This window comes from Phaeodactylibacter sp., assembly GCF_022763345.1.
Taxonomy (GTDB): Bacteria; Bacteroidota; Bacteroidia; order Chitinophagales; family Saprospiraceae; genus Phaeodactylibacter.
This window is the reverse complement of record NZ_JALEGS010000023.1, coordinates 1-21,213: the sequence shown is the minus strand read 5'-3', so window position 1 is coordinate 21,213 and position 21,213 is coordinate 1. Positions and strand designations below refer to the sequence as shown.

Genomic DNA, 21,213 nt, shown 5'->3' with positions numbered 1-21,213 from the left:
CTTTGTGGTCGCCAGCCGCAAACAGCGTCTAAACAGCGAACGATGGCCGACTTATCCATACTTATCGAAGCACAATACCTGCCGCCTGTACAATACTTCTCCGTACTGTCACAAGTGAATACGGTTTACCTCGAAGCGCAGGAGCACTACCAGAAGCGTAGCTACCGTAACCGGGCGCATTTGGTCGGCGCTAACGGGCCGATGCTGCTTTCTGTCCCCCTCAAAAAAGGTAAGCACCAGCAGATGCCCATTCATCAGGTGAGGGTGGACTATAAAAAACCCTGGTTTGGCGAACACTGGCACAGTATTAAATCCGCTTATGGGAAATCCCCATTCTTCGAATTCTATGCCGAGCCCATCGAGGACATCCTCCGCAGCAAACCGGATAACCTCTTTGACCTCAACCGGGCTCTGCTTGTGCAGCTGCTCCGGACACTCCAATTGGCAGTGGATATTCGGAAGACGACCGATTACGGAGCTGTTCCGGAAGGCACCCTCGACTTGCGCGAAGCCATTCACCCCAAACACCCAAAGCTGGATTTCGAACCCCTGCCCTACCCCCAGGTGTTTCAGGAACGGCATGGGTTTATCCCGAATTTGAGTATTTTAGACCTGCTTTTCTGTACCGGGCCTCAGGCACCGCTGCTGCTAAAGCAATTTGCTGATCAAAACCCCATCGTGTGACTCCACTGATCAATAAACATTTACAGGCCTACCGGGCACAGGTTGATGAGATCGTCAAAGACCTGCATGAACTGGCCATCCGTATAGACAGCGAGGAGCTGACGCAGACCGTTAGTGATCTCCGAAGCCGCATTCACGAACCGTTCATGTTTGTGATTGTCGGGGAAGTGAAAGCCGGTAAAAGCAGTTTCATTAATGCCCTGCTAGATACCGGCAAGGAGGTAACCAAAGTCGCCCCTCAGCCCATGACCGATACCATTCAGCAGATTCTCTATGGGGAGGAAGCCGAACAGGTGCAGATCAACCCTTACCTAAAGAAAATCCTGTTGCCCGTTGAGATATTAAAGGAAATTGCCATCGTAGACACTCCGGGCACCAACACCATCGTGGAGCACCATCAGGAAATCACCGAGAGCTTTATCCCGGCTTCCGACCTGATCGTCTTTGTATTTGAAGCCAAGAACCCCTACCGGCAGTCCGCCTGGCAGTTTTTTGACTACATCCACAGCGACTGGCGCAAGAAAATCATTTTTGTGCTGCAGCAAAAAGACCTCATGCCTGCAGAAGACCTTGAAGTTAACCGCAACGGGGTCATAGAATATGCAGAAAAGCAGGGTATTAAAGACCCGGTGGTATTCACCGTCTCCGCCAAACAGGAGCAGGAAGGGCAAAAGGAAGAGAGTGGCTTTGCGCCAGTACGTTCCTACATCAATCAGCACATCACCGGAGGCAGAGCGCCCATCCTAAAGCTCAACAACAACATCGATACAGCTGAGAATATCAATGACCGGATTGCGGCAGGGGTTGCTCTTCGTCAGAAACAGTACGAAGCGGACACTGAATTCCGCAGCGACATCCGGGAGACGTTGGTCAAGCAGGAAGCCAAAAGCCTGAAACAGGTAGACGTGCTGGTAGAGAATATGATTGCCGGTTACGAGCGCATCACCCGCAGCAAGAAACAGGAGCTGAGCGACGGGCTTTCGTTCTTCCCCTTACTCCGGCGATCGGTTGTATCCATTTTTAGCAAAAAAGCATCCCTGAAGGAATGGCTGGAAGACCTGGCCCGGGAACTCGAAACCGACCTGAATAAAGAACTCAAGGCCAAGCTCAACGATGGTGTGGCAGACCTGGCCGACAGCATTCAGCAAATGGCCAAGATGATTGACCTGAAGATCAGGAACAGTGAGACCATCCTGCGGGATGACCACGAGCTGTTCAGCGATATTGCCGAGAAGCGCAATAATATACTTCGGGAATTGCAAGAACAGTTTGCCCGCTTTGTGAGCCGCACGGAGAATTTCACCGATGAGAGCCTCTTCCCGGACAAAAGTTCTGTGTCACCAAGCCTGGCGGCAAGCAGTGGCCTGGCGGTGATTGGTATTGTGCTGGCAGCGGTGACGCAAGGGGCTGTTTTTGACATCACCGGGGGCATTCTCACCACAGTAGGCCTGATTTTCGCAGGCTTTACCACCTCCTCCAAACGCAAACAAGTACTGCGCGAATTCAGTAAGGAAATTGACAAGGGCGGCACCCGGCTGCAAGAGGAAGTCAGCACTAACCTCAAGACCTATATCACGAATCTGCGCAGCCGTATTGATGAGAACTTTGTCAAATTCGACCTGCTGCTGGAAAAGGAAGGGGAGCAGATTGAAAAACTCACCGCCCGAAGTACAAATATTACAGGCAGGCTGGAAGCCCTTCAGGCCTCCGTTGCAAGCGATTCAGCACCCCCGCAGATGGAAGAGGAATAAAGCCCTACAGGAAATACTGCAGCTCTTGGTACACCAAGTCTACCGGCAGCCCCATAATATTGGCGTAAGTGCCTTCAATTTTGTTGATCTTGCAAAGCCCGATCCATTCCTGAATGGCGTAAGCTCCTGCCTTATCGTAGGGTTGATACTTGTCGATGTAAAAGTCGATCTCCTCATCCGAAAGCTTATCAAAGTGAACGCGGGAGACGCCGGAGAAGACCCGCTCCTGTTTCGCATTCGCCAGACAAACCCCGGTAATAACGGTATGCTCACGCCCTGACAATTCCCGGAGGATGCGCTGCGCATCAGCCCGGTCTTTGGGCTTTTCGTAAATCACGCCATCGAGAATCACCACGGAATCGGCACCCAACAGCACCCCTTTGCCTTCCAGCGCATGCATGGAGGCCCGGACCTTTTTCTGAGCCAGAAAGGGCGCGACCTCCTCTACGGGCATATCATCCGGATAATCTTCGGGAACATCCTGTGGCTTTATGGTAAATTGAAAGCCCGCCTGCTCCAAAAGTTGGCGGCGGCGGGGAGATTTGGACACCAGAATGATCGGGAGTTCTAATGTTTGCATAGGTCAGTTAAAATTTAAGTTATACGCAATACGAAGTGGTCACCTACTGGCGCTGTCGGCCAGCACGGGGAACGATAAATGTCGGGCTTAAAGTCCAGACATTCATCGTCTGGGCCATTGATCCAGACATTCATCGTCTGGAATCTTGGATTTGCGATATCAGAGCAAGCCACTTCCCAGCGTAAATGCTGACCCTCCTGCCTTTAAGGTTGTCAAAGCCCAAAGGCGACGAGACGCGGGCAAGCATTGAGTAGGTTTGCTGTGGCAAACCACTTAATCGTCAGTATACAGCAAAAAACAGCAGCAAAATCAGCCCGCTGAGCATAATCAGTTTGGCCATCGTGCTCACCCGGTGGTAATCGGCAGGCACCTTTGCCCGGAATAACCAAACCAAACTCAGCCCAAGCGGTGCGATCAACGCTACGGTCACGTATAGATGGCTCAACAGGGAAAAAAGTTCGCGCTGATGCACCACCATCGCCACAATTAATGCCAGCAACCCCACGCCAACAGCAGCAGCCAGCCCTTTTGCCGTGTTCATACCCCAGAGAACCGGTACTGTGCGGCACTGTTCCATCCGGTCTCCTTCCACGTCTTCCATATCCTTGATGAGTTCCCGGTAGAGATTAGATCCAAAAGCAAAAAGCAGATACCAAACCATAATCGTTGCCAAATGAGCGGCACCTACGGGATCAATTTCAGCCAGCATGGCAAACCCTTCGCGCTCCGCGAACCAGACTATACCAGGCACCCCCGCACAAAACAGCGAAACCAGCAGATTGCCCCACAACGGCAGCTTCTTGAGCTGGTAGGAATACCAAAACAACAGCCCCGCCCCTATTGGATAAATGGCAACGAGTGGCATATTCTGCACGCTCAGCGCCAGGTAAAACGCCAGAAAGAAACCTAGCAGAATAATGGAAAAATAGAGCCAATAAGCCGTCTGCTTGCGGATGTAGCGCCCAAGCACTACTTTTTCCGGACGGTTTTGCAGGTCAATGCGGAAATCGATAACATCGTTTATGATGTAGCCCGCTGCGGTAATCATGATCGTGTCGAGCACGAACAACCAGAAGGTTTGAGGCGGCAGTGTTAATCCGATGCCGTACTGCTCAAATGCCGGTTGCAACAGTGCTCCGTAAAACAGATATTGGGTCAACCCCACAATCAGCAGGTTAGGCAGGCGGATCAGGCGCAGGAAGGCATAAAATACATTCATCGGTTACACTTCTGGCCATTCCTGATTGAGGCGGAGGACTTTCTCGATCACATCGCGGGCACAGCCATCCCCTCCTTTCAGTGGGGAAATATAAGTTGCTACTTCGAAAAGCTCCGGCTGAGCATCGGTGGGACAGGTAGGTACCCACACCCGTCGCATTACCGGCAGGTCGGGCAGGTCGTCTCCCATGTACAGGATTTTACGCTCATCCAGCCCGTATTTTTCGATGTAGTCTTCGTATGCCGATAGTTTGTCGCTTATCCCGGTATAAATATCCTTGATCCCCAGTCCTTCCAGCCGCAGCCGGACACCTTCTGACCGCCCTCCGGTAATCACCGCCACATTAAAGCCCTGCCGGACGGCTGTTTTGAGCGCATACCCGTCACGAATGCTCATACTGCGGAGTAGCTGACCTTCCTCTGTGACCAGGACCTGACTGTTGGTTAGCACTCCGTCCACATCAAAAATAAACGTTTCTATTTCCTTGAATTGTTCCAGTTGATTCATTGGTGGCTTTTCGTTTCCCTACAAATGTACAGGAATAGGGCAAGAACTTGGCGAATAAATGGGTAGGATTCAATATATTCCCATCCCTGGAATTAGTCATCATAGCAGGTCTACGGTTGTGGACCGCTTCAAAATACAGTCAACATGTTCAAAGCCAGCATTTATCAGGAACGCCGAAAGCAATTACAAGCCTCCATGCCCGGGGGGCTTATTTTACTCCCCGGCAACAACGAGAGCCCGATGAATTGCGCCGACAACGTCTACCGCTTCCGGCAGGATAGTAGCTTTTTGTACTACTTTGGGGTCAATCAGCCGGGGGTAGCCGGCGTATTGGACGCAGATTCCGGAGAAGCCCTGCTGTTCGCGCCGGAAATGACCGTAGAGCATGTAGTTTGGATGGGCCCACAGCCTGGTCTGAGTGACCTTAAAAACCTGTCGGGCACAGAACAGGCACTGCCCGTTGAGCAATTAGAAGAATTCCTAAAAAAAGCTAAGGCGGACGGGCGGACCATTCACTTCCTTCCTCCCTACAGGGCTGACCGCAGCCTGCAGTTGAGCCGGTGGCTGAGCACGCCCGTTGAGGCATTACGACCCTCTGAAACGCTAATCCAAGCCATTGTTGCCCAGCGGTCTGTCAAGTCGGCAGAAGAAATTGCCGAAATCGAATCCGCCCTGGCGATCACCCGCCAAATGCATGTTCAGGCGACCAAAACCGCCCAACCGGGCATGAAGGAAGCCCAACTGGCGGGCATGGTGGAAGGCATTGCGCTGGCTACCGAAGGCGCCCTTGCCTACCCGGCCATCCTTACCGTTAATGGCCAGACCCTTCACAACCACTACCACGGGGATATTATGAAAGAAGGCGATCTCGTCCTCTGCGACTTTGGAGCGGCGGCTCCCAGAACAGACTATGCCAGTGACATCACCCGGACCTTCCCGGTGAGCCCCAACTTTACAGACCGGCAGAAAGCGATTTACCAGATTGTTCTGGATGCGGAGGAACAAGCCATTCAAGCCATCAAGCCCGGCGTTCCTTACAAAGACATTCATTTGCTGGCGGCGAAGATCATTACGACCGGCCTAACTCAGCTGGGGCTTATGAAAGGCGATGCCGATGCTGCCGTGGAAGCCGGCGCGCACGCTTTATTCTTCCCCCACGGCCTAGGCCACATGATGGGGCTGGATGTGCACGATATGGAGGATTTGGGCGAAGATTACGTAGGCTATTCCGATGAACTTAAGCGCAGTTCACAGTTTGGCTTAAAATCCCTGCGCCTGGCCCGTGCACTACAGCCTGGTTTTGTCCTCACCGTAGAGCCCGGCATTTACTTCATTCCGGAGCTCATCGCCCAGTGGAAAGCAGAGAGCAAACACGCTGAATTTATCGACTATGAAAAGGTAGAAACCTACCTTGGATTTGGCGGCATCCGGATCGAAGACAACGTACTGGTTACCGAAGAGGGCTACCGGGTCCTGGGCCCTGACATCCCGAAGACCATTGAGGAAATTGAGGCGCTGCGCAAGGGTGGTTAATCGTTTTTGAATATCCGCTCAAAGAAGGACTCGTGCTGCCCGGCTGCCTGTTGCTGCGCATTTTCTGCTTTGTTGGTCTTTTTCATGGCCCGTTTTTCGGCACGGGTGGCACGGCGTTCGGCTTTAATGGCTTCCTTGCGCAACCTGGCGGCCCGTTCTCTGGCTTCAGCAGCCTTCCGGTCCTTTCTGGCGGCGCGATGGTCATCCTTGGCCTCCCGGTGATCCGCTTTGAGGTCTTGTTGCCTGGCTTTGTTGCCGAAAAGGCGCTCTTGCAGGCTTGCGGGCTTTGCTTCTGTGGACTGTTCTGTGGTATCCTTTTTCCCCTTAAACAGCTGGGCATGGGCGGCAGGCAGGGATAGCAGAAAAGCGAAACTGGTAAGTAATAGGATGGGATAACGCATGTACTCGTCTTTTTGATTTCCTCCATAACGAGCCTTGAGAGCGGAATCTTATCCTGGATGGGCTGAATTTTTTATGGGTGGGTATTGATCTGGTGGTGATAGATTTTAACGAAATTTATGGATAGGACGATGTCCACGTACGACAATAGGACTGATAACGCTGATCTGACTGATGACACTGATACTGGCAACTGGGCCCACCCCTAAATGCAAAACATACCCTATATTTGCCAACCACAGCAACCACCCCGGCACTGTGATTTTTTAACCGGTAACCACAACTCAAATGGCCAAGCAGCAGCCTCCAAAGGCAACACACCCCGTCCACATTTCAGAAACCACCACCGGAGAGCGATATCCTGATGTTTATGACGTCTTATCACCTGATACTTTCGATCGCGCAACTCAAAACGGCAACCTCCTGCTCGTAACCGCAAAAAACGGCGTGGCCCTTCGCATTGAAGCAGTATCAGATGAAATACTCCGGTTCCGTTATGCGCCGGAGGGACAGTTTGAAGCAGACTTTTCCTACGCCCTTGACCCTAATGCGGCTTACCAATCCCCGGACCTCACCTTTAGTGAAGAAGAGGAGCACCTTACCCTACGTACCAGCCGCCTGATTTGCCAGATCGCTAAGGAAGGGCTTAAGGTAGCGATGTATGATAATCCCGGTAATACCCTGCTCTGCGAAGACGCTGCCCCCTATGCCTGCCGGAAAAGCATCCTTAACGGAATAGAACGGGTGAGCGTCACACAAAAGGCCCCTGCCCGGACCGCCTACTATGGGCTCGGCGACAAGAGTGGCGCCCTTAACCTGCGTGGGCAACGGCTGCAGCACTGGAATACCGACTCCTTTGGTTACGGAAAGGACACCGACCCGCTTTACCGGACCATCCCGTTTTTCTTCGGGCTTCAGGAAGGAAAAGGTTATGGGGTTTTCCTGCATAATTCTTACCGCACGCACTTTGACTTTGCTAAGACCGCCCAAGACCAGGTTACCTTTCAGGCCGATGGCGGGGAGATGGACTACTTTTTCATCGCAGGCCCCGGTCTCACGGAGGTTGCCCAGCGTTATGCCTGGCTGACCGGGCGCCCGGAGATGCCCCCAATGTGGGCACTGGGTTTTCACCAATGCCGCTGGAGCTACTACCCGGAAGAACGGGTCTACGAGCTTGCCAGGGAATTCCGCGACCGGAAAATCCCCTGCGATGCCATCTATCTTGATATCGACTATATGGACGGCTACCGCTGCTTCACCTGGGACGAGGAGCATTTCCCCAAACCGGCAAAAATGATCAAAGACCTGCGCGATCAGGGTTTTCACACCATCGTAATGATAGACCCCGGCATTCGGGTCGATCCAGACTACCATGTGTATCAGGAAGGCATCGAAAAAGACATGTTCTGCTACCGTACCTCTGGTGAAATCATGCGTGGCCCTGTATGGCCGCAGGATTGTGTCTTTCCGGACTTTACCCGGCCGGAAGTGCGCGAATGGTGGGGGCCGCTCTACGAGCAATTGTACAACGAGCAGGGGGTTAGCGGCTTTTGGAATGACATGAACGAACCGGCTGTCTTTAAGGTCAACATCGCCACCTTCCCGGATAATGTGCGCCACGATTACGACGGGCACCCCTGCGACCACCGCAAAGCCCACAATGTGTATGGCCAGCAAATGTCGCGGGCTACTTTTGAAGGGTTGAAAAACCTGCAACCTCAGAAACGCCCCTTCGTACTCACCCGGGCGACCTACAGCGGCGGGCAGCGTTACGCGAGTGTCTGGACGGGCGACAACATCGCCAGTTGGGAACACCTCCGCCTGGCCAATATCCAATGCCAGCGGTTGAGTATATCCGGCTTTTCTTTCGTGGGTACGGATGTAGGTGGCTTCAGCCAGCAACCGGACGGAGAACTATTCGCGCGTTGGATGCAGCTGGCCGCCTTCCACCCCCTGTACCGCGTACACTCCATGGGCAACAACATTGATGGAGCCGCCGAAGCCGATGCCGATGCGATACACGAAGCAGAACGCAACAACCGCATGGACCAGGAGCCCTGGACCTTCGGAGAGCCCTATACAAGCATATCCAAAGCCGCCATTGAGCTTAGGTACCAGCTCCTGCCCTATCTGTACACGGCATTCCGGCAGTACACACAAGATGGCCGCCCGGTGCTGCGCAGCCTGGCCTTTGCCGATCAGGCCAACCCGGAGGTCAAAGACCGGGAGGCAGAGTTCCTGTTTGGAGAACACCTGCTGGTGGTGCCGGTACTGGAAGCAGGCGCCACGCAGGCCGAAGGTTATCTCCCGGCTGGAGAATGGTATGATTACTACAGCGGTGCACGCTATCAGGGACGGCAACTGGTGAAGAATGCCTGCGGGTTGGAACGCATCCCACTTTATGTAAAGGCAGGCGCAGTCATCCCCCACTACCCGGTTCAGCAGTACACGGGAGAAAAAAACTTCGACCAGATCACCCTCAAAGCCTTTGCAGGAAATGGTCAAAGTGAGCTCTACGAAGATGCTGGCGATGGTTATGCCTATCAGGAAGAAGCTTTCCGCCTTAGCAGTTTCAATATGCAACAGGACAAGGGGCAGATTACCCTGCGGCAGGTACAGACAGGGACTTACGAACCCGGCTACCTCACTTACCGGGTGGAACTCTTTGGCCTGACAGGCAAGCCCGCCAAAGCGACCTGTGACGGGGAAGACCTAAAAACAGAAGCGCTGGAGCAGGGTGGATTTGCCTGTACCCTCCCCGCTGGTTTTCATGAACTTGTTGTGCGGTAGGCTGTTGGAGCCAGAAAAAAGATGAGACCGCTTTTTTGGCTTTTTCTAATCACAAATACCATCATGACCGGGCAATCCACTATTGAATCCTTCAATCCCACCCAACTCGACTGGCAAATCGTAAACGATGGGGTAATGGGGGGCATTTCCAAAAGCCGGATGACTGTAAATACTGAGGGTTACGGGCAGTTCTCCGGGACGGTTTCACTGGAAAACAACGGTGGCTTTGCTTCCTGCCGGGCAGCTGTTGAAAAGATTGAGCTGAGTGGGACAAAGGGCGTACGCCTTCGGGTGCGGGGTGACGGACAACGCTATGATTTCAGAGTACGGCTAAGCGGACCTTACAGCAGGGTTTCTTACCGGGCGGGCTTTACGGCAAATGATAGCGGCTGGCATACGGTAGAATTGCTTTGGAGTGGCTTCGAACCCACCTTCAGGGGCCGGACGCTGAATGATGTCCCTCCGATCACGCCCGATGATATCCGGGAAGTGGGCTTCCTGATTGCCGATAAACAAGCCGGGGCATTTCAGTTAGAAATTGACGAAATTTCGGTCTATTCGGATTGAGGCCCCTCAATCTGCTCAGCCACAGCCTGTAGCCCCTCTTTAGAAATCCAACCATGCTCATAGGCATGCCGGGCCACCCTAAGGGTATCGTCTGATAAACAAACCTTGCCTTCCAGATGAGGGTGGTCAGCGTACAGGGCATGTATGGTCTCGCTATTTTTGCGATTTGTCACATCCCGGATATAAACAGCCAGCACCCGGTCGGGGTGAGACTCTGACAACTGAGCATACAGCTGTGCATCGTGCTGCCCGCTATCCCCGATCAGGATAAACTTTAAATCCGGAAAGACTTCCATAAGATGTCGCGCTTTGTCCAATTTATGGGAATGCGTGCCCCCGCCTGTACTAAAAAAGTCTTTTAGCCCCGACTTGAGAGCCTGTAACAGGAAGATGCCTTTGGGGATGTCCCTGGCCTGGCAGAAGTCGACCAGAAAATCATACAAATTCCACTCGCTGCTGCTAATGAAGAAAATGGGGTTGTTGCAGTTTGCTTCCTTACCTGCACATAGCGCCTGGTAAAATGCAGGGACGCCCGGGAAAGGCAAACGGGTAGCCGCATTTTTGGTAAGAATCAGCCTTAATTTCCGGAAAGTCTCCGTAGCGTGGGAAACCAGAATCGTATCGTCCACATCAGAGATCACCCCAAACTCGTGGGTACCATGACTGATGTACACTTCCTCGCGCTGCTCCAGAAACGAAGGCCCTTCGTCGAGTGGGTTGTGAACCCGGAACGCCACCGGGTGCCAGCCTTCCTGAAGCTTGTGCGGCCCCTTTGCCAGCAGCTCGAACTGCCCCCGCTCATCGGTCTTTACGTGATAATTCTGCCCGTTAAACTCAATGTCCACCTGGGTGTCGGGAATGGTGGTACTTAGGTAGCGGCTCAGCATAGCCCGAAGATTGCGCCAAAGGCTGTCGCCGGGCTCCGGCTCATAAAGCAGCCGGTCATCCAGCACATGCCCTCTTACGAATACCCGGTCAGGCGTGCCATACCCCCGGTAAGCCAAGACTACCGGCGGGGTTTCCATACCTAACCATTTCTTTATGTTAAGGCTTATATGTCGGCTCAGTAAACTCATATTAGCAGCCAGCGCACAAGTGCAGGCCATCTTGGTTTTATAATTATGGAGAAAATACTTTTCGTGATCAACCCCATTAGCGGGGGCAATGAAAAAGAGGACTGCAAGACAACCGTAGAAAAGTGGTGGCAACAGCATCAACTCAACGGGTTGTGGATGGAAACCAACGGAGCGGATGACCTGGAGAGGCTCAACACCCTGATCCAACAGGAAAATCCTGAGACAGTGGTCGCCTGTGGAGGTGATGGCACTGTCAATCTCGTTGCCCGTTCCCTGCTCGGGACACCCATAAAGATGGGGATTCTGCCACTAGGCTCTGCCAACGGTTTGGCAACAGAACTCTGTATTCCCGAAAACGTGCCCGAGGCGCTCGATGTTCTACTACAGGACCAGCCTTTACCGCTCGACGGGCTGCTTATCAATAGAAAGCACTATGCGTTCCACCTCGCGGATGTAGGGTATAATGCCCGACTTGTCCAAGAGTTTGAGTCCGGTGATCAGCGTGGGCAATTGGGCTACGCCCGCAGCTTCCTTCGGGTCGCCCGCAACCGCCCTCTGGCAAAATTCAGGATCCGAACCGATCAACAAGCCTTCAGCCGCCGAAGTGTGATGGCCACTTTTGCTAATGCCCGCCGCTACGGCACCGGCGCGATCGTCAACCCGGATGGCCGGACCGATGACGGGCAGTTTGAGCTGTGCCTTTTCCTGCCCTGGCCGCGTTGGTACCTCGTGTGGATGAGCGTCTTGTTTTTTATTGGCCAGATTGATAAATCGCGCTACGTGAAGATTATTCCCTGCCGTAGCCTGCAACTTGAGGCAGACCGCCCCATGCCTTTGCAGGTGGATGGAGAATTGATAGGAGAAGCCCGGTCGATCTCGGTTGAGGTTCTAGAAGAAAAAGTACAGGTGCTTCAACCGGCAGTGAACTGACCTGCAAGTCAGGGTAAACACCTGTATTTGAACCCAGTCCAATCCTCTGTGCTCCTTCAATTTATTAAGACAATCGCCCCTTGAAATCCTCATACCCGAAGCGCTTCACCACTTCCAGCTCGCCATTCTCCCGCCACATACAGATGTCAGGGTGTCTGACACCGTTGAAGGTGGTGGTCTTTACCATGGTGTAGTGGATCATATCCCAAAACACCAGCCGGTCGCCGGGCTCAAGGGGGCGGTCGAAGTGGTAGGACTGCTTGTAATCGCCGGCCAGACAGCTCACCCCACCAATGCGGTAGGTATACTGCCCCTCCCCTTCCGGCTTACTACCGATGATCTTCGGCAGGTAGGGCATCTCCAGCGTATCCGGCATATGCGCGGTGAAGGAAGCGTCAATGATAGCGGTGCGCACGCCCCGGTTTTCCACCACATCCAGCACGGTAGTCACCAGCTCGCCCGTCTCCCAGGCGATGGCGCTGCCCGGCTCCATAATGACTTCCAGCCCGGTACGCTCACGAAATTTTTGCAATAGCTGAACGAGGTGCGGTATATCGTACCCTTGCCGCGTCATTAGGTGGCCGCCACCAAGGTTAACCCATTTGAGCTGGGGGAAGAAGCGCCCAAAATGGTGTTCAAAAGCAGCCAGGACTTTCTCCAAATCAAAGGAGCTCGACTCACAGAGGGTATGAAAGTGCAGCCCCTCCACGCCTTCCGGCAAACGCTCGCCCAGCCCGTCCGGCGCGATGCCTAAGCGGGAGCCGGGTGCTGCCGGATTGTAGAGGTCCGTTTCCACCTCGGAATACTCCGGGTTGACACGCAGGCCGGCGGATACCTTATGACCGGCTTTCGCCAAATGCCCGGCGTGCCGTTCGTATTCGGCTACCGAATTGAAGGTGAGGTGGCTGCTGTACTTCAGGATTTCTTCCAGTTCGCCCGGGATGTAAGCCGGGGAATAAGTATGCGCCCGTACGCCCATCTCTTCGTATATCAGCCGGGCTTCGTGCAGGGAACTGGCTGTGGCGCCTTTCAGGTACTGCTTCACCAGCGGGAAGACCCGCCACATGGAAAACCCTTTGAGGGCCAGTATCACCGACACGCCGGCGCGCTCCTGCACACTGCTAATGAGCTCAAGGTTGCGGCGCAGGCGGCTTTCGTCGAGCAGGAAGGATGGGGAGGAGGCTTGGGTGTAGTTGATCATATTATTTTTTGAAAATTACAGCAGAAGCGTTTATGCTTTACTACCCTACTGCATACTCTGTGAGCGTTCGGCTGTGCGGGGAATGAAATCCAATGACGATATCTGACTTTGGAATACCTTTAGACTCCAGCTCGTCTCCCAGCTTGAGGTCTGTGCCGTTATGTTGTATCCAGACCTTACCATCCGATTTAACATCTATGTGGACGAAACTGCCGTACTCCCAGTGGCCATTTTCCCAGCCCACGGAAAGTAGCAAGAAATGCCCTCGCTCTTCGTCCAGTATGAGTTGAGTTTCAATAGCTTCATCAGAAGGTATCATTGTATAAATGTCTTCCACCAGAGTCTTGATTACTGACTTATATCTTGCTACTTTATCCATTTGTGGATTACTTTAGTCTTCTCATCAAAAATAATCATTTTAAGGCTATAGCGCTCAGCCAGTTTCCTGAAAAACCCATCTTCGAAGAACCGCTCGTAAAAATCACCAGGCATAGCCATGTATAGGTGCCGATCAGGATCCTTTTCTTCAAGGGCATTGAAATAAATAATAAATTGCCCTAAGGCGTCTTCAAATTCATCCAAATCAGAAGCACCGAGAAAGCTTTTAATTTCCACTGCAATCTTCACGCCTTCTTTCTCAGCTCCAATTACTGCTTTCTCGGCGCCCAGATCAATAAAGCTTTTCCTGCGCCCTACCCGAATAAAAAAGGGATCATGGGTAATCTTCCACCCTTCCGCTTCGAGTGCAAACTTGACATGGTCGTGGTAAAAGTCTTTCGCAGGCATTTGAATATCGCTTTACAATTCCAAATCAATCCCAATTTCCTCCTGCCAGGGCAGGCCCATCTCTCCCAGCTTATCCAGGAACGGGTCCGGGTTGAATTCTTCTACGTTGAAAACGCCAGCACCGCCCCATTGTCCGGTCAGCACCATCATAGCGCCGAGTGCAGCAGGCACACCGGTGGTGTAGGAAACGCCCTGCGCGCCTGTTTCGTCAAAGGCGGCCTGATGGCTGCAGTTGTTCCAGATGTAGTAGGCCTTCTCTTTACCGTCCTTGATGCCTTTGATGCGGCAGCCGATTGAGGTCTCACCGGTATAGTTTTCACCCAGCTCGCCCGGGTCAGGCAATACGGCTTTGAGGAATTCGAGCGGGATGACATCCACGCCTTTGTACTTCACAGGCTCAATGCCTGCCATTCCGATATTCTGAATCACGCGCAGGTGAGTCAGGTATTCCTGCCCAAAGGTCATCCAAAAGCGGGCGCGCTTGAGGGTTGGGAAGTTCTTGACCAGCGACTCCAGTTCCTCATGGTAAATAAGGTAGGAATCTTTAGGGCCGATGTTTGGATAGTTGAGCACCTTCATGATTTCATGAGGCTCGGTTTCCACCCACTGTCCATTTTCCCAGTAGCGGCCTTTTTGGGTGACTTCCCGGATGTTGATCTCGGGGTTGAAGTTAGTGGCGAAAGCCTTGCCGTGATCGCCCGCATTGCAGTCCACAATATCGAGGTAGTGCATCTCATCAAAGTGGTGCTTAGCGGCACGGGCGGTGAAGATGCTCGTCACGCCGGGGTCAAAACCACAGCCCAAAACCGCAGTCAGGCCGGCTTCCTTAAACCGGTCCTGATAAGCCCACTGCCAGCTGTATTCAAACTTCGCCTCATCTTTGGGCTCGTAGTTGGCGGTATCGAGGTAGTGAACCCCGGTTTGCAGGCAGGCCTCCATAATGGTCAGGTCCTGATAGGGCAGCGCAACGTGCAGCACCAATGCCGGTTGGAAGGAGTTGATCAGCGCGACCAGTTCCGGTACATTGTCCGCATCCACCTGTGCGGTCTTCATTTTGGTGTGTCCGGTGGCTTTCTGTGCATCCGCTACAATAGCATCGCACTTGGATTTAGTACGGCTGGCGAGCATGATCTCGGAAAACACCTCCGGATGCTGCGCGCATTTGTAAGTAACGACCCGGCCTACTCCGCCGGCCCCGATGATGAGTACTTTTGACATTATCTATTTTTGGTTTTTATCCAATGAATGGATTGCTTCTTAATTTCCCGTTTGCATAAAGCTGGCATGCTTGAATATCTGCCTCTTCTAAATCCGGAAACGCTTCCAGGATATCAGCAATACGATCTCCACCCGCGAGGTATTCCAAAATAGCCCCAACCGGATATCTCAGACTGCGGATACATGGCTTACGATGACAGACCTTAGGATCAATTACAATACGTTCCAGAATAGTCTCTTTTTCCATAATCCGGTATTTTACAGATATTGCACCTTCATTGCTGAAGCAGTCACACTATTAACAAAGATAAATGGGAAATAGCAACTCCAAAGCAGAAAAAATCAAAAACTTCGACCCCAACGGTGTCGGGCTGAAAAACGGCCATTTTATCGGGCTGCCCTTCGAGGAGCAGGACGCGCAGATCGTGCTGCTACCGGTGCCCTGGGATGTGACGGTGTCCTACGGGGCGGGTACGGCTACCGGGCCAGCCAATATCCTCGATGCATCTCCGCAGCTCGATCTGTACGACCCGGATGTACCGGAGGCCTGGAAGATGGGCTTGTTTATGCGGCAGCCCGACAAATCCTGGCTCCATCGTTCTCAGGAACTCCGGCCAGGCGCGGCCCGCTACATTGAGCAGCTGGAAGAAGGGCTGCCCGTAGACGAAGCCACGCTTACGCACATCAACAAAGCCTGCGCCGAGCTCAAAGCCTGGGTAAAAACCGAAACTACTGCCCTGCTCGAACAAGGCAAAGCCGTTGGCATAGTGGGTGGAGAGCATAGCGTACCCCTTGGTTTTCTGGAAGCCCTTTCCGAGCGCCACCCCGGCTTTGGCGTGCTGCAAATTGATGCGCACATGGACCTCAGGGCCGCCTACGAGGGCTTCACCTATTCTCATGCGTCTATTTTCTACAATGCCCTTCAACTGGAAGGCCTGGCACAACTCACACAGGTGGGCATACGCGATTACTGTGAGGCGGAAGCACAACTGACCAGGCAGGACAGCCGCTGCGCAGTCTTTTTCAACCACGATCTCAACAAAAGAGCCTTTGAAGGCGCTACCTGGTCCACCTTGTGCCGGGAAATAGTGGACACCCTGCCTGAAAAAGTGTACATCAGCTTCGATATAGATGGGCTCCTGCCAGAACTCTGCCCAAATACCGGTACTCCGGTACCCGGCGGGCTTACATTTGATCAGGCGATCTATCTGCTGCAGACAGTAGTGGAAACCGGACGCACCATTATCGGCTTTGACCTTTGCGAAACCGCCGGTAACCCTCACGAATGGGACGCCAATGTAGGGGCCCGGGTGCTGTATAAACTCGCTAACCTAATGGGCAAAAGCCAGAGGCTGCAAACCGATTAGGGACCATGGGGAACTTTATACTTTGATTTTCTGTTAGTTATAATGTAAAGGGTCAATGCGCTGTCACTGCAACCTCACAACAAGTATGCTTTTTCTTACAAGAGCCTCGCTCCAAAGGACAGCGTTGCCCATTTTTTAAACAGAAAATCGAATCTATGCTCATTATTGATGTGAAAAGCGGAGAAAATATTGACCGCGCCCTAAAGCGCTACAAGCGGAAGCACCGGAAAGTAGGTGTATTACAGGAAATCAGAAAGCGCAAGCACTTTACAAAGCCCTCTGTTGAGCGGCGGAAAGAAGTGCTCAAAGCAGCTTACATTTTAAAGAAACAGGATGATGAAAATTAATTCATCCGTAAAGGCCGCCTGCTGAGGCGGTTTTTTTATGCCCCACGGTTAGCCAGCCCCCACTTTAGAATTTCTTCTAAAACTGGTTCCAAAGACTGCCCTTTCTCCGTAAGCCGGTATTCTACCCGGGGCGGCACTTCCGAGTAGGCTTCTCTGGCCACCAGACCGTCCTCTTGCAATTCCCCAAGCTGCTTCGACAGCATCCGGTCCGAAACTTTGCCCACCCGGTCGCGCAGGGTGCCAAACCTTACCGGCCCTTGGGTTAGCTGCCATATAATCGCGGCTTTCCACCGCCCCCCTATCATAGATAAGGTATAGGTAACCGGGCACTGCAACAGCTCCTGCTCATTTTCATAATTCGTAGAGGTCACTTTTCTTTCTTCCATCACTTACAAATTTGTTAGCGCACCAAAACTTACAAAAGGTAAGTAAGGTTATTATTTTTGTAGCGAACAACAAAAAGGAACTATGAAAATTGCATTATTTGGAGGGACCGGAGGCACGGGAAAGGAATTTCTGAAAAAGGCACTACAGGAAGGCTACCAGGTTAAAATGCTGGCCCGCACTCCATCAAAAGTGAGTACCACATCGCCAAAGCTGGAAATCGTAAAGGGTGATGTGCTCAACGCAGGAGACGTACAACGGACTGTTGAAGGCACGGATATCGTGGTTAGCCTTTTTGGCCATGTGAAAGGTTCCCCGAAATGGTTGCAGAGCGACGGCACATTCAATATCATCAGTGCCATGAAAGACCAGGATATCAACAAAATCATAAGTTTATCAGGGGGTGGACTGCCTTTTGAGCAAGATCAGCCCAAGTTTGCGGACAAGCTCATCCGTTTTATCATGAAAGTCGCTGTACCTAAGGTATTGAATGACGCCGTGCGCCATGCCGAAGTTTTGAAGGAAAGTGACCGGAAGTGGGTGATTGTCCGCGGTCCGCGCCTGACAAACGAGCCCGAGAAGGGAGCATACCGTGTAGGTTGGGTGGGCGTGAATGCAAGTACCAGTATTGGGCGGGCTGATTTAGCAGACTTTATACTTAAGCAAGTGGAAAGTGACGAGTACATTAGGCAGATGCCTTTTGTAAGCTACTAGAAAATGGTATATTAAGATACCGAAAAGCTAAAACATGAATATCCTCGTAACCGGCGCTACGGGAACCGTAGGAAAGCCAATTGTCCAATATCTGCAGCAAGCATCATCAGAGCATCGCCTGTTCTTTGCCGTGAGGCGCCCGGCGGTTGCACGCCACGAAATTGCTGCCAAGACCTGGCAACTCCGGCAGTTCGATTTTGAGGATATTTACAGTTACCAACCCGCGCTAAAGGACATCGACCGGCTTTTTTTGCTCCGCCCGCCCAATCTGACGGACATCAAGGGCTACATTTTGCCCTTACTGAAAGCTGCACGTAAAGCGGAGGTTAAGCTGATCGTTTTTCTATCCATTCAGAGTGCGGATAAAAACAGGTGGACGCCTCACTATAAAATTGAACAGGCGATTGAGCAGAGCGGGCTGAATTACATCTTTCTGCGCCCTGGTTTTTTTATGCAAAATTTCCTTCAGGAAATAAAGGAAGACATCGTGGAGCGCGATGAGATTTTCGTACCGGCGGGGAGCAACCGCTTTTCTTTTATTGACACGGAGGAACTGGCCGAGGTCGCTGCTAAACTTTTGCTCGAAGGGTCTGACGAGCCTCAGAAGTTTACCCTTACAGGCACGTCACCTATGGATTATTACCGGGTAGCGACCGTAGCTTCAGAGTCACTGGGGCGCCCCATACGCTACAGCAATCCCAATCCGCTGTGGTTCATTATCCGGAAGTTGATGCGGGGGCGAAAGTTCATGTTTGCCTTCATCCAGGTGGTGCTTTACCGGTTCAACCGGGTCCCTGCCTCCGATCAATACCGGCATACCCTGCAGCGCCTGCTCTATCGCCCCCCTAAAACGCTCCATGCTTTTTTCCTGGAGCATAGAGATGAACTGACGCCTTAACCCTTTATTGTTCCAGCAGCAAGTATGACCAGGGATTGAGGTTCATGCTCATCTCAGGGGTAAGCTTAACCGTACTGTTTGCAAAGACGTTGGTGTACTCTCCAGCCAGGTCTTCCTGACTCAAAGTGAAGGATTGGGGCTCTCCACTAAGATTAAGCAGTACCACTACCTGATTCGCACCTTTTTTACGCCGGTAGGCATAGATCTCCTCCGTTGCATTTTCAACGGTAATACGCTCCAGGACACCACCGGCAAGCCCATTGCCCAATGCCGGGTTGTTATGCTTCAGGTCGAGGAGGGTCTTATAAAATCTAGTCTTTTTAAACCCATTCCAGGGAATGGTATCTTTTTCAAAAAACTTCAGTCGGTGGTTGAGCCCGGCTTCCTGACCACTGTACATCAAGGGCATGCCATCAATCGTGAAAGCCAGGACAGCCATGGCGTCTGCTGCGGGGCCCATGCGCTCTTCTATGGTGCCCTGCCAGGAGTTCTCATCATGGTTCGTCAGAAAGTTCATGAAGTAACCCCGATTGTATACTGCAGCTTTTTTAGCCAGGACGGTATCAATAGCCAATGGAGACTGCTCTCCCTTCGCAATGGCATTCATCAGATGGTGGAACTCCCAACCATAATTCATAGCGAACCATTCCTCGTTCCGGTGCGGCGGATGGTCAGATTCTGCCAGCATAAATAGCTCAGGGTTTGCCGCTCTCAACCGTGGGACCGCCTGTGCCCAAAAATCATCGGGCACTTCTCCCGCCACATCACAACGATACCCGTCTATACCTACCTCCTCCAGCCAGAATAACATCTCACCGATCATAGCCTCGCGGAGCGCCGCATTATCATAATTCAAATCGGCTACATCCGTCCAGCCCCAGGATTCTCCGGTTTTCGGATCAATAGGGTCAATCACATTGCCCAGGCTGTCTTGCGTGTAGTACTCCGGGTGCTCGGTAATCCAGGGGTGGTCCCAGCCGGTATGATTCGGCACCCAATCCAGAATCACCCGCATGTCCATGTCGTGAATTTGATTGACAAGTGCCTTAAATTCCTCCATTGTGCCGAAGGCCGGGTTCACTGCCGTATAATCCGCTACAGCGTAATAGCTACCCAGGCTGCCCTTGCGCCTAGCTTCAGATATGGGATAAACGGGCATAAACCAGAGGATATCCACCCCCATTTCCTTAAGGCGGGGCAAGTGTTTGGCGAAAGCCTCCAGGGTACCCGAAGGCGTGTACTGCCGCACATTGACTTCGTAGATATTTGCCTGTGCTGCCCACTCAGGCGTGGCAGCAGAAGGCAGCAGGTCCGGCTGCTCCATAGGCTCAGATGGATTTTCAGCTTCAGTCCCTTCCCCGCCACCACAGGCAGACAAGGAAAGCACAGTCAGAAGAAAGAACAGGCTTCTCATAGCAATAGAATTTAAGACCAGTTATTCAGCAACACCAAACTGCTGACGGGTGGGGCGGGTCAGCAGGGAAATCGCTTTCAGGATCGCACCTTCGGACTTCGTATCTTTCACACCAGCCCAGGTCATCGTATCGTTTTCCTGATTGATACCCTGAATCTCCCACTGCTCGTCCTGACGGTCATCAATATTGTCAAACTGCAATATCTGCTTACCATCCTGATTCAGCAGGCGCCAGGAGCCATACCCTGTTTTGTCCTGCCAGCGGCCGTTTTCATACGTACCATCAGCAGATAGCTTAAACCATCGCCCTTTATTGGCCAGGCGGGTGGCTTTATCATCTACCACATAGTATTCCCAGACCCAGAAATCAGTAGTCAAAGTGTTGACCAATGCGGAGGGCTCCGCTGCTACCGGCGGCTGGAAAGAACCGTTCATAGCTATGCCTTCGCCGGAGGTATTCGTTTCAGCCGTTGTTGGCGCGGTGGTATTTTCTGTACCGGATTCACCTGCGGGCTTATCATCCGTGCAGGAGGCCAGTAACCCAAAAATCAAAAACAAGGACCAGCTTAATCGTCTCATATTGCGAAGATGGTTTAAATTTTGGTCGGGAAGATAAAATGAAGCCCCCACTTTACAAAGCAGAGGCTTCAGGTTTGTTTTACAAGAATAGGTGAATTATACGCAATACGAAGTGGTCACCGACGATAAATGTCGGGCTTAAAGTCCAGACATTCATCGTCTGGGCCACTGATCCAGACATTCATCGTCTGGGATCTTGGATTTGCGACATCGGCCACTGACGAAGCATAGCTTGTCAGGGCAGGCGCAAGCCACTTCCCAGCGTAAAT

At 52.3% G+C, this 21,213-nt stretch carries 23 protein-coding genes; 10 read left to right on the top strand and 13 right to left on the bottom strand.

The window, feature by feature from the left end; genetic code table 11:
- Positions 1-42 precede the first annotated feature (42 nt).
- Positions 43-684 (top strand): WbqC family protein, encoded by a 642-nt coding sequence (locus MRY86_RS06585; protein ID WP_293568561.1) that lies wholly within the window; start codon positions 43-45, stop codon positions 682-684.
- On the top strand, positions 681-2,435 hold the full coding sequence (locus MRY86_RS06580) for a dynamin family protein (protein ID WP_293568563.1): 1,755 nt from the start codon (positions 681-683) through the stop codon (positions 2,433-2,435). Before MRY86_RS06585 ends, MRY86_RS06580 begins: the two co-directional genes overlap by 4 nt.
- Positions 2,436-2,439: 4 nt before the next feature.
- Here MRY86_RS06580 and MRY86_RS06575 read toward each other — a convergent pair whose 3' ends face one another.
- From MRY86_RS06575 to MRY86_RS06565, 3 genes are all read right to left on the bottom strand, one after another.
- Positions 2,440-3,015 (bottom strand): Maf family protein, encoded by a 576-nt coding sequence (locus MRY86_RS06575; RefSeq protein WP_293568565.1) that lies wholly within the window; start codon positions 3,013-3,015, stop codon positions 2,440-2,442.
- 280 nt (positions 3,016-3,295) lie between these two features.
- Entirely contained in the window at positions 3,296-4,234 is a 939-nt protein-coding gene (locus MRY86_RS06570) for a geranylgeranylglycerol-phosphate geranylgeranyltransferase (protein ID WP_293568567.1), read from the bottom strand.
- A 3-nt stretch (positions 4,235-4,237) separates the two neighbouring features.
- Positions 4,238-4,741 carry an HAD-IIIA family hydrolase gene (locus MRY86_RS06565; protein ID WP_293568568.1) on the bottom strand — a complete coding sequence of 168 codons (504 nt, stop codon included), beginning with the start codon at positions 4,739-4,741 and terminating at the stop codon, positions 4,238-4,240.
- 144 nt (positions 4,742-4,885) lie between these two features.
- Between MRY86_RS06565 and MRY86_RS06560 the strand changes: the two genes are divergently transcribed.
- Positions 4,886-6,274 (top strand): aminopeptidase P family protein, encoded by a 1,389-nt coding sequence (locus MRY86_RS06560; RefSeq protein ID WP_293568570.1) that lies wholly within the window; start codon positions 4,886-4,888, stop codon positions 6,272-6,274.
- Here the strand turns inward: MRY86_RS06560 and MRY86_RS06555 are convergent.
- Positions 6,271-6,675 carry a hypothetical protein gene (locus MRY86_RS06555; RefSeq protein WP_293568571.1) on the bottom strand — a complete coding sequence of 135 codons (405 nt, stop codon included), beginning with the start codon at positions 6,673-6,675 and terminating at the stop codon, positions 6,271-6,273. The two genes, MRY86_RS06560 and MRY86_RS06555, sit on opposite strands and share 4 nt — an antisense overlap.
- A 286-nt stretch (positions 6,676-6,961) precedes the next feature.
- On the opposite strand from MRY86_RS06555, the gene MRY86_RS06550 reads away from it, so the two are divergent.
- Both MRY86_RS06550 and MRY86_RS06545 read left to right on the top strand, forming a co-directional pair.
- Positions 6,962-9,463 carry a glycoside hydrolase family 31 protein gene (locus tag MRY86_RS06550; RefSeq protein ID WP_293571107.1) on the top strand — a complete coding sequence of 834 codons (2,502 nt, stop codon included), beginning with the start codon at positions 6,962-6,964 and terminating at the stop codon, positions 9,461-9,463.
- A gap of 21 nt (positions 9,464-9,484) precedes the next feature.
- Positions 9,485-10,030 (top strand): CIA30 family protein, encoded by a 546-nt coding sequence (locus MRY86_RS06545; protein ID WP_293564837.1) that lies wholly within the window; start codon positions 9,485-9,487, stop codon positions 10,028-10,030.
- On the opposite strand, the gene MRY86_RS06540 is transcribed toward MRY86_RS06545, so the two are convergent.
- Positions 10,018-11,055, bottom strand: coding sequence for a phosphatase domain-containing protein (locus MRY86_RS06540; RefSeq protein ID WP_293564836.1), 1,038 nt, complete (start codon positions 11,053-11,055; stop codon positions 10,018-10,020). The two genes, MRY86_RS06545 and MRY86_RS06540, sit on opposite strands and share 13 nt — an antisense overlap.
- A gap of 96 nt (positions 11,056-11,151) precedes the next feature.
- On the opposite strand from MRY86_RS06540, the gene MRY86_RS06535 reads away from it, so the two are divergent.
- A complete protein-coding gene (locus MRY86_RS06535) occupies positions 11,152-12,036 on the top strand; it encodes a diacylglycerol kinase family protein (protein ID WP_293564835.1) in 885 nt (294 codons plus the stop codon).
- Between the two features lie 64 nt (positions 12,037-12,100).
- Here MRY86_RS06535 and nspC read toward each other — a convergent pair whose 3' ends face one another.
- From nspC to MRY86_RS06510, 5 genes are read right to left on the bottom strand one after another with little or no spacing between them, the layout of a single operon-like run.
- Complete coding sequence (gene nspC / locus MRY86_RS06530) at positions 12,101-13,237, bottom strand: carboxynorspermidine decarboxylase (protein ID WP_293564833.1); 1,137 nt, start codon at positions 13,235-13,237, stop codon at positions 12,101-12,103.
- Positions 13,238-13,277: 40 nt separating this feature from the next.
- On the bottom strand, positions 13,278-13,556 hold the full coding sequence (locus MRY86_RS06525) for a XisI protein (protein WP_293564831.1): 279 nt from the start codon (positions 13,554-13,556) through the stop codon (positions 13,278-13,280).
- Between the two features lie 47 nt (positions 13,557-13,603).
- Positions 13,604-14,023 carry a XisH family protein gene (locus tag MRY86_RS06520; protein WP_293564830.1) on the bottom strand — a complete coding sequence of 140 codons (420 nt, stop codon included), beginning with the start codon at positions 14,021-14,023 and terminating at the stop codon, positions 13,604-13,606.
- A 12-nt stretch (positions 14,024-14,035) separates the two neighbouring features.
- Positions 14,036-15,241 (bottom strand): saccharopine dehydrogenase family protein, encoded by a 1,206-nt coding sequence (locus MRY86_RS06515; protein ID WP_293564828.1) that lies wholly within the window; start codon positions 15,239-15,241, stop codon positions 14,036-14,038.
- A 16-nt stretch (positions 15,242-15,257) separates the two neighbouring features.
- The gene (locus MRY86_RS06510) at positions 15,258-15,488 is read right to left on the bottom strand and encodes a DUF433 domain-containing protein (protein ID WP_293564826.1); all 231 of its coding nucleotides are present in this window, start codon (positions 15,486-15,488) and stop codon (positions 15,258-15,260) included.
- A 64-nt stretch (positions 15,489-15,552) separates the two neighbouring features.
- Between MRY86_RS06510 and MRY86_RS06505 the strand changes: the two genes are divergently transcribed.
- Both MRY86_RS06505 and rpsU read left to right on the top strand, forming a co-directional pair.
- Positions 15,553-16,608, top strand: coding sequence for an agmatinase family protein (locus MRY86_RS06505; RefSeq protein ID WP_293564824.1), 1,056 nt, complete (start codon positions 15,553-15,555; stop codon positions 16,606-16,608).
- Between the two features lie 155 nt (positions 16,609-16,763).
- Positions 16,764-16,955, top strand: coding sequence for a 30S ribosomal protein S21 (gene rpsU / locus MRY86_RS06500; protein ID WP_293564822.1), 192 nt, complete (start codon positions 16,764-16,766; stop codon positions 16,953-16,955).
- Positions 16,956-16,990: 35 nt separating this feature from the next.
- On the opposite strand, the gene MRY86_RS06495 is transcribed toward rpsU, so the two are convergent.
- Positions 16,991-17,341: a helix-turn-helix domain-containing protein gene (locus tag MRY86_RS06495; RefSeq protein WP_293564820.1), complete on the bottom strand. Its 351-nt coding sequence runs from the start codon at positions 17,339-17,341 to the stop codon at positions 16,991-16,993.
- Between the two features lie 82 nt (positions 17,342-17,423).
- Between MRY86_RS06495 and MRY86_RS06490 the strand changes: the two genes are divergently transcribed.
- Together MRY86_RS06490 and MRY86_RS06485 are read left to right on the top strand one after the other, a co-directional pair.
- The gene (locus MRY86_RS06490; RefSeq protein WP_293564818.1) at positions 17,424-18,053 is read left to right on the top strand and encodes an NAD(P)-dependent oxidoreductase; all 630 of its coding nucleotides are present in this window, start codon (positions 17,424-17,426) and stop codon (positions 18,051-18,053) included.
- 34 nt (positions 18,054-18,087) lie between these two features.
- Complete coding sequence (locus MRY86_RS06485; RefSeq protein ID WP_293564816.1) at positions 18,088-18,951, top strand: NmrA family NAD(P)-binding protein; 864 nt, start codon at positions 18,088-18,090, stop codon at positions 18,949-18,951.
- A 4-nt stretch (positions 18,952-18,955) separates the two neighbouring features.
- Here MRY86_RS06485 and MRY86_RS06480 read toward each other — a convergent pair whose 3' ends face one another.
- Both MRY86_RS06480 and MRY86_RS06475 read right to left on the bottom strand, forming a co-directional pair.
- Complete coding sequence (locus MRY86_RS06480; protein ID WP_293564814.1) at positions 18,956-20,365, bottom strand: alpha-amylase family glycosyl hydrolase; 1,410 nt, start codon at positions 20,363-20,365, stop codon at positions 18,956-18,958.
- A 21-nt stretch (positions 20,366-20,386) separates the two neighbouring features.
- The gene (locus MRY86_RS06475; protein WP_293564812.1) at positions 20,387-20,944 is read right to left on the bottom strand and encodes a hypothetical protein; all 558 of its coding nucleotides are present in this window, start codon (positions 20,942-20,944) and stop codon (positions 20,387-20,389) included.
- Positions 20,945-21,213: the final 269 nt, after the last annotated feature.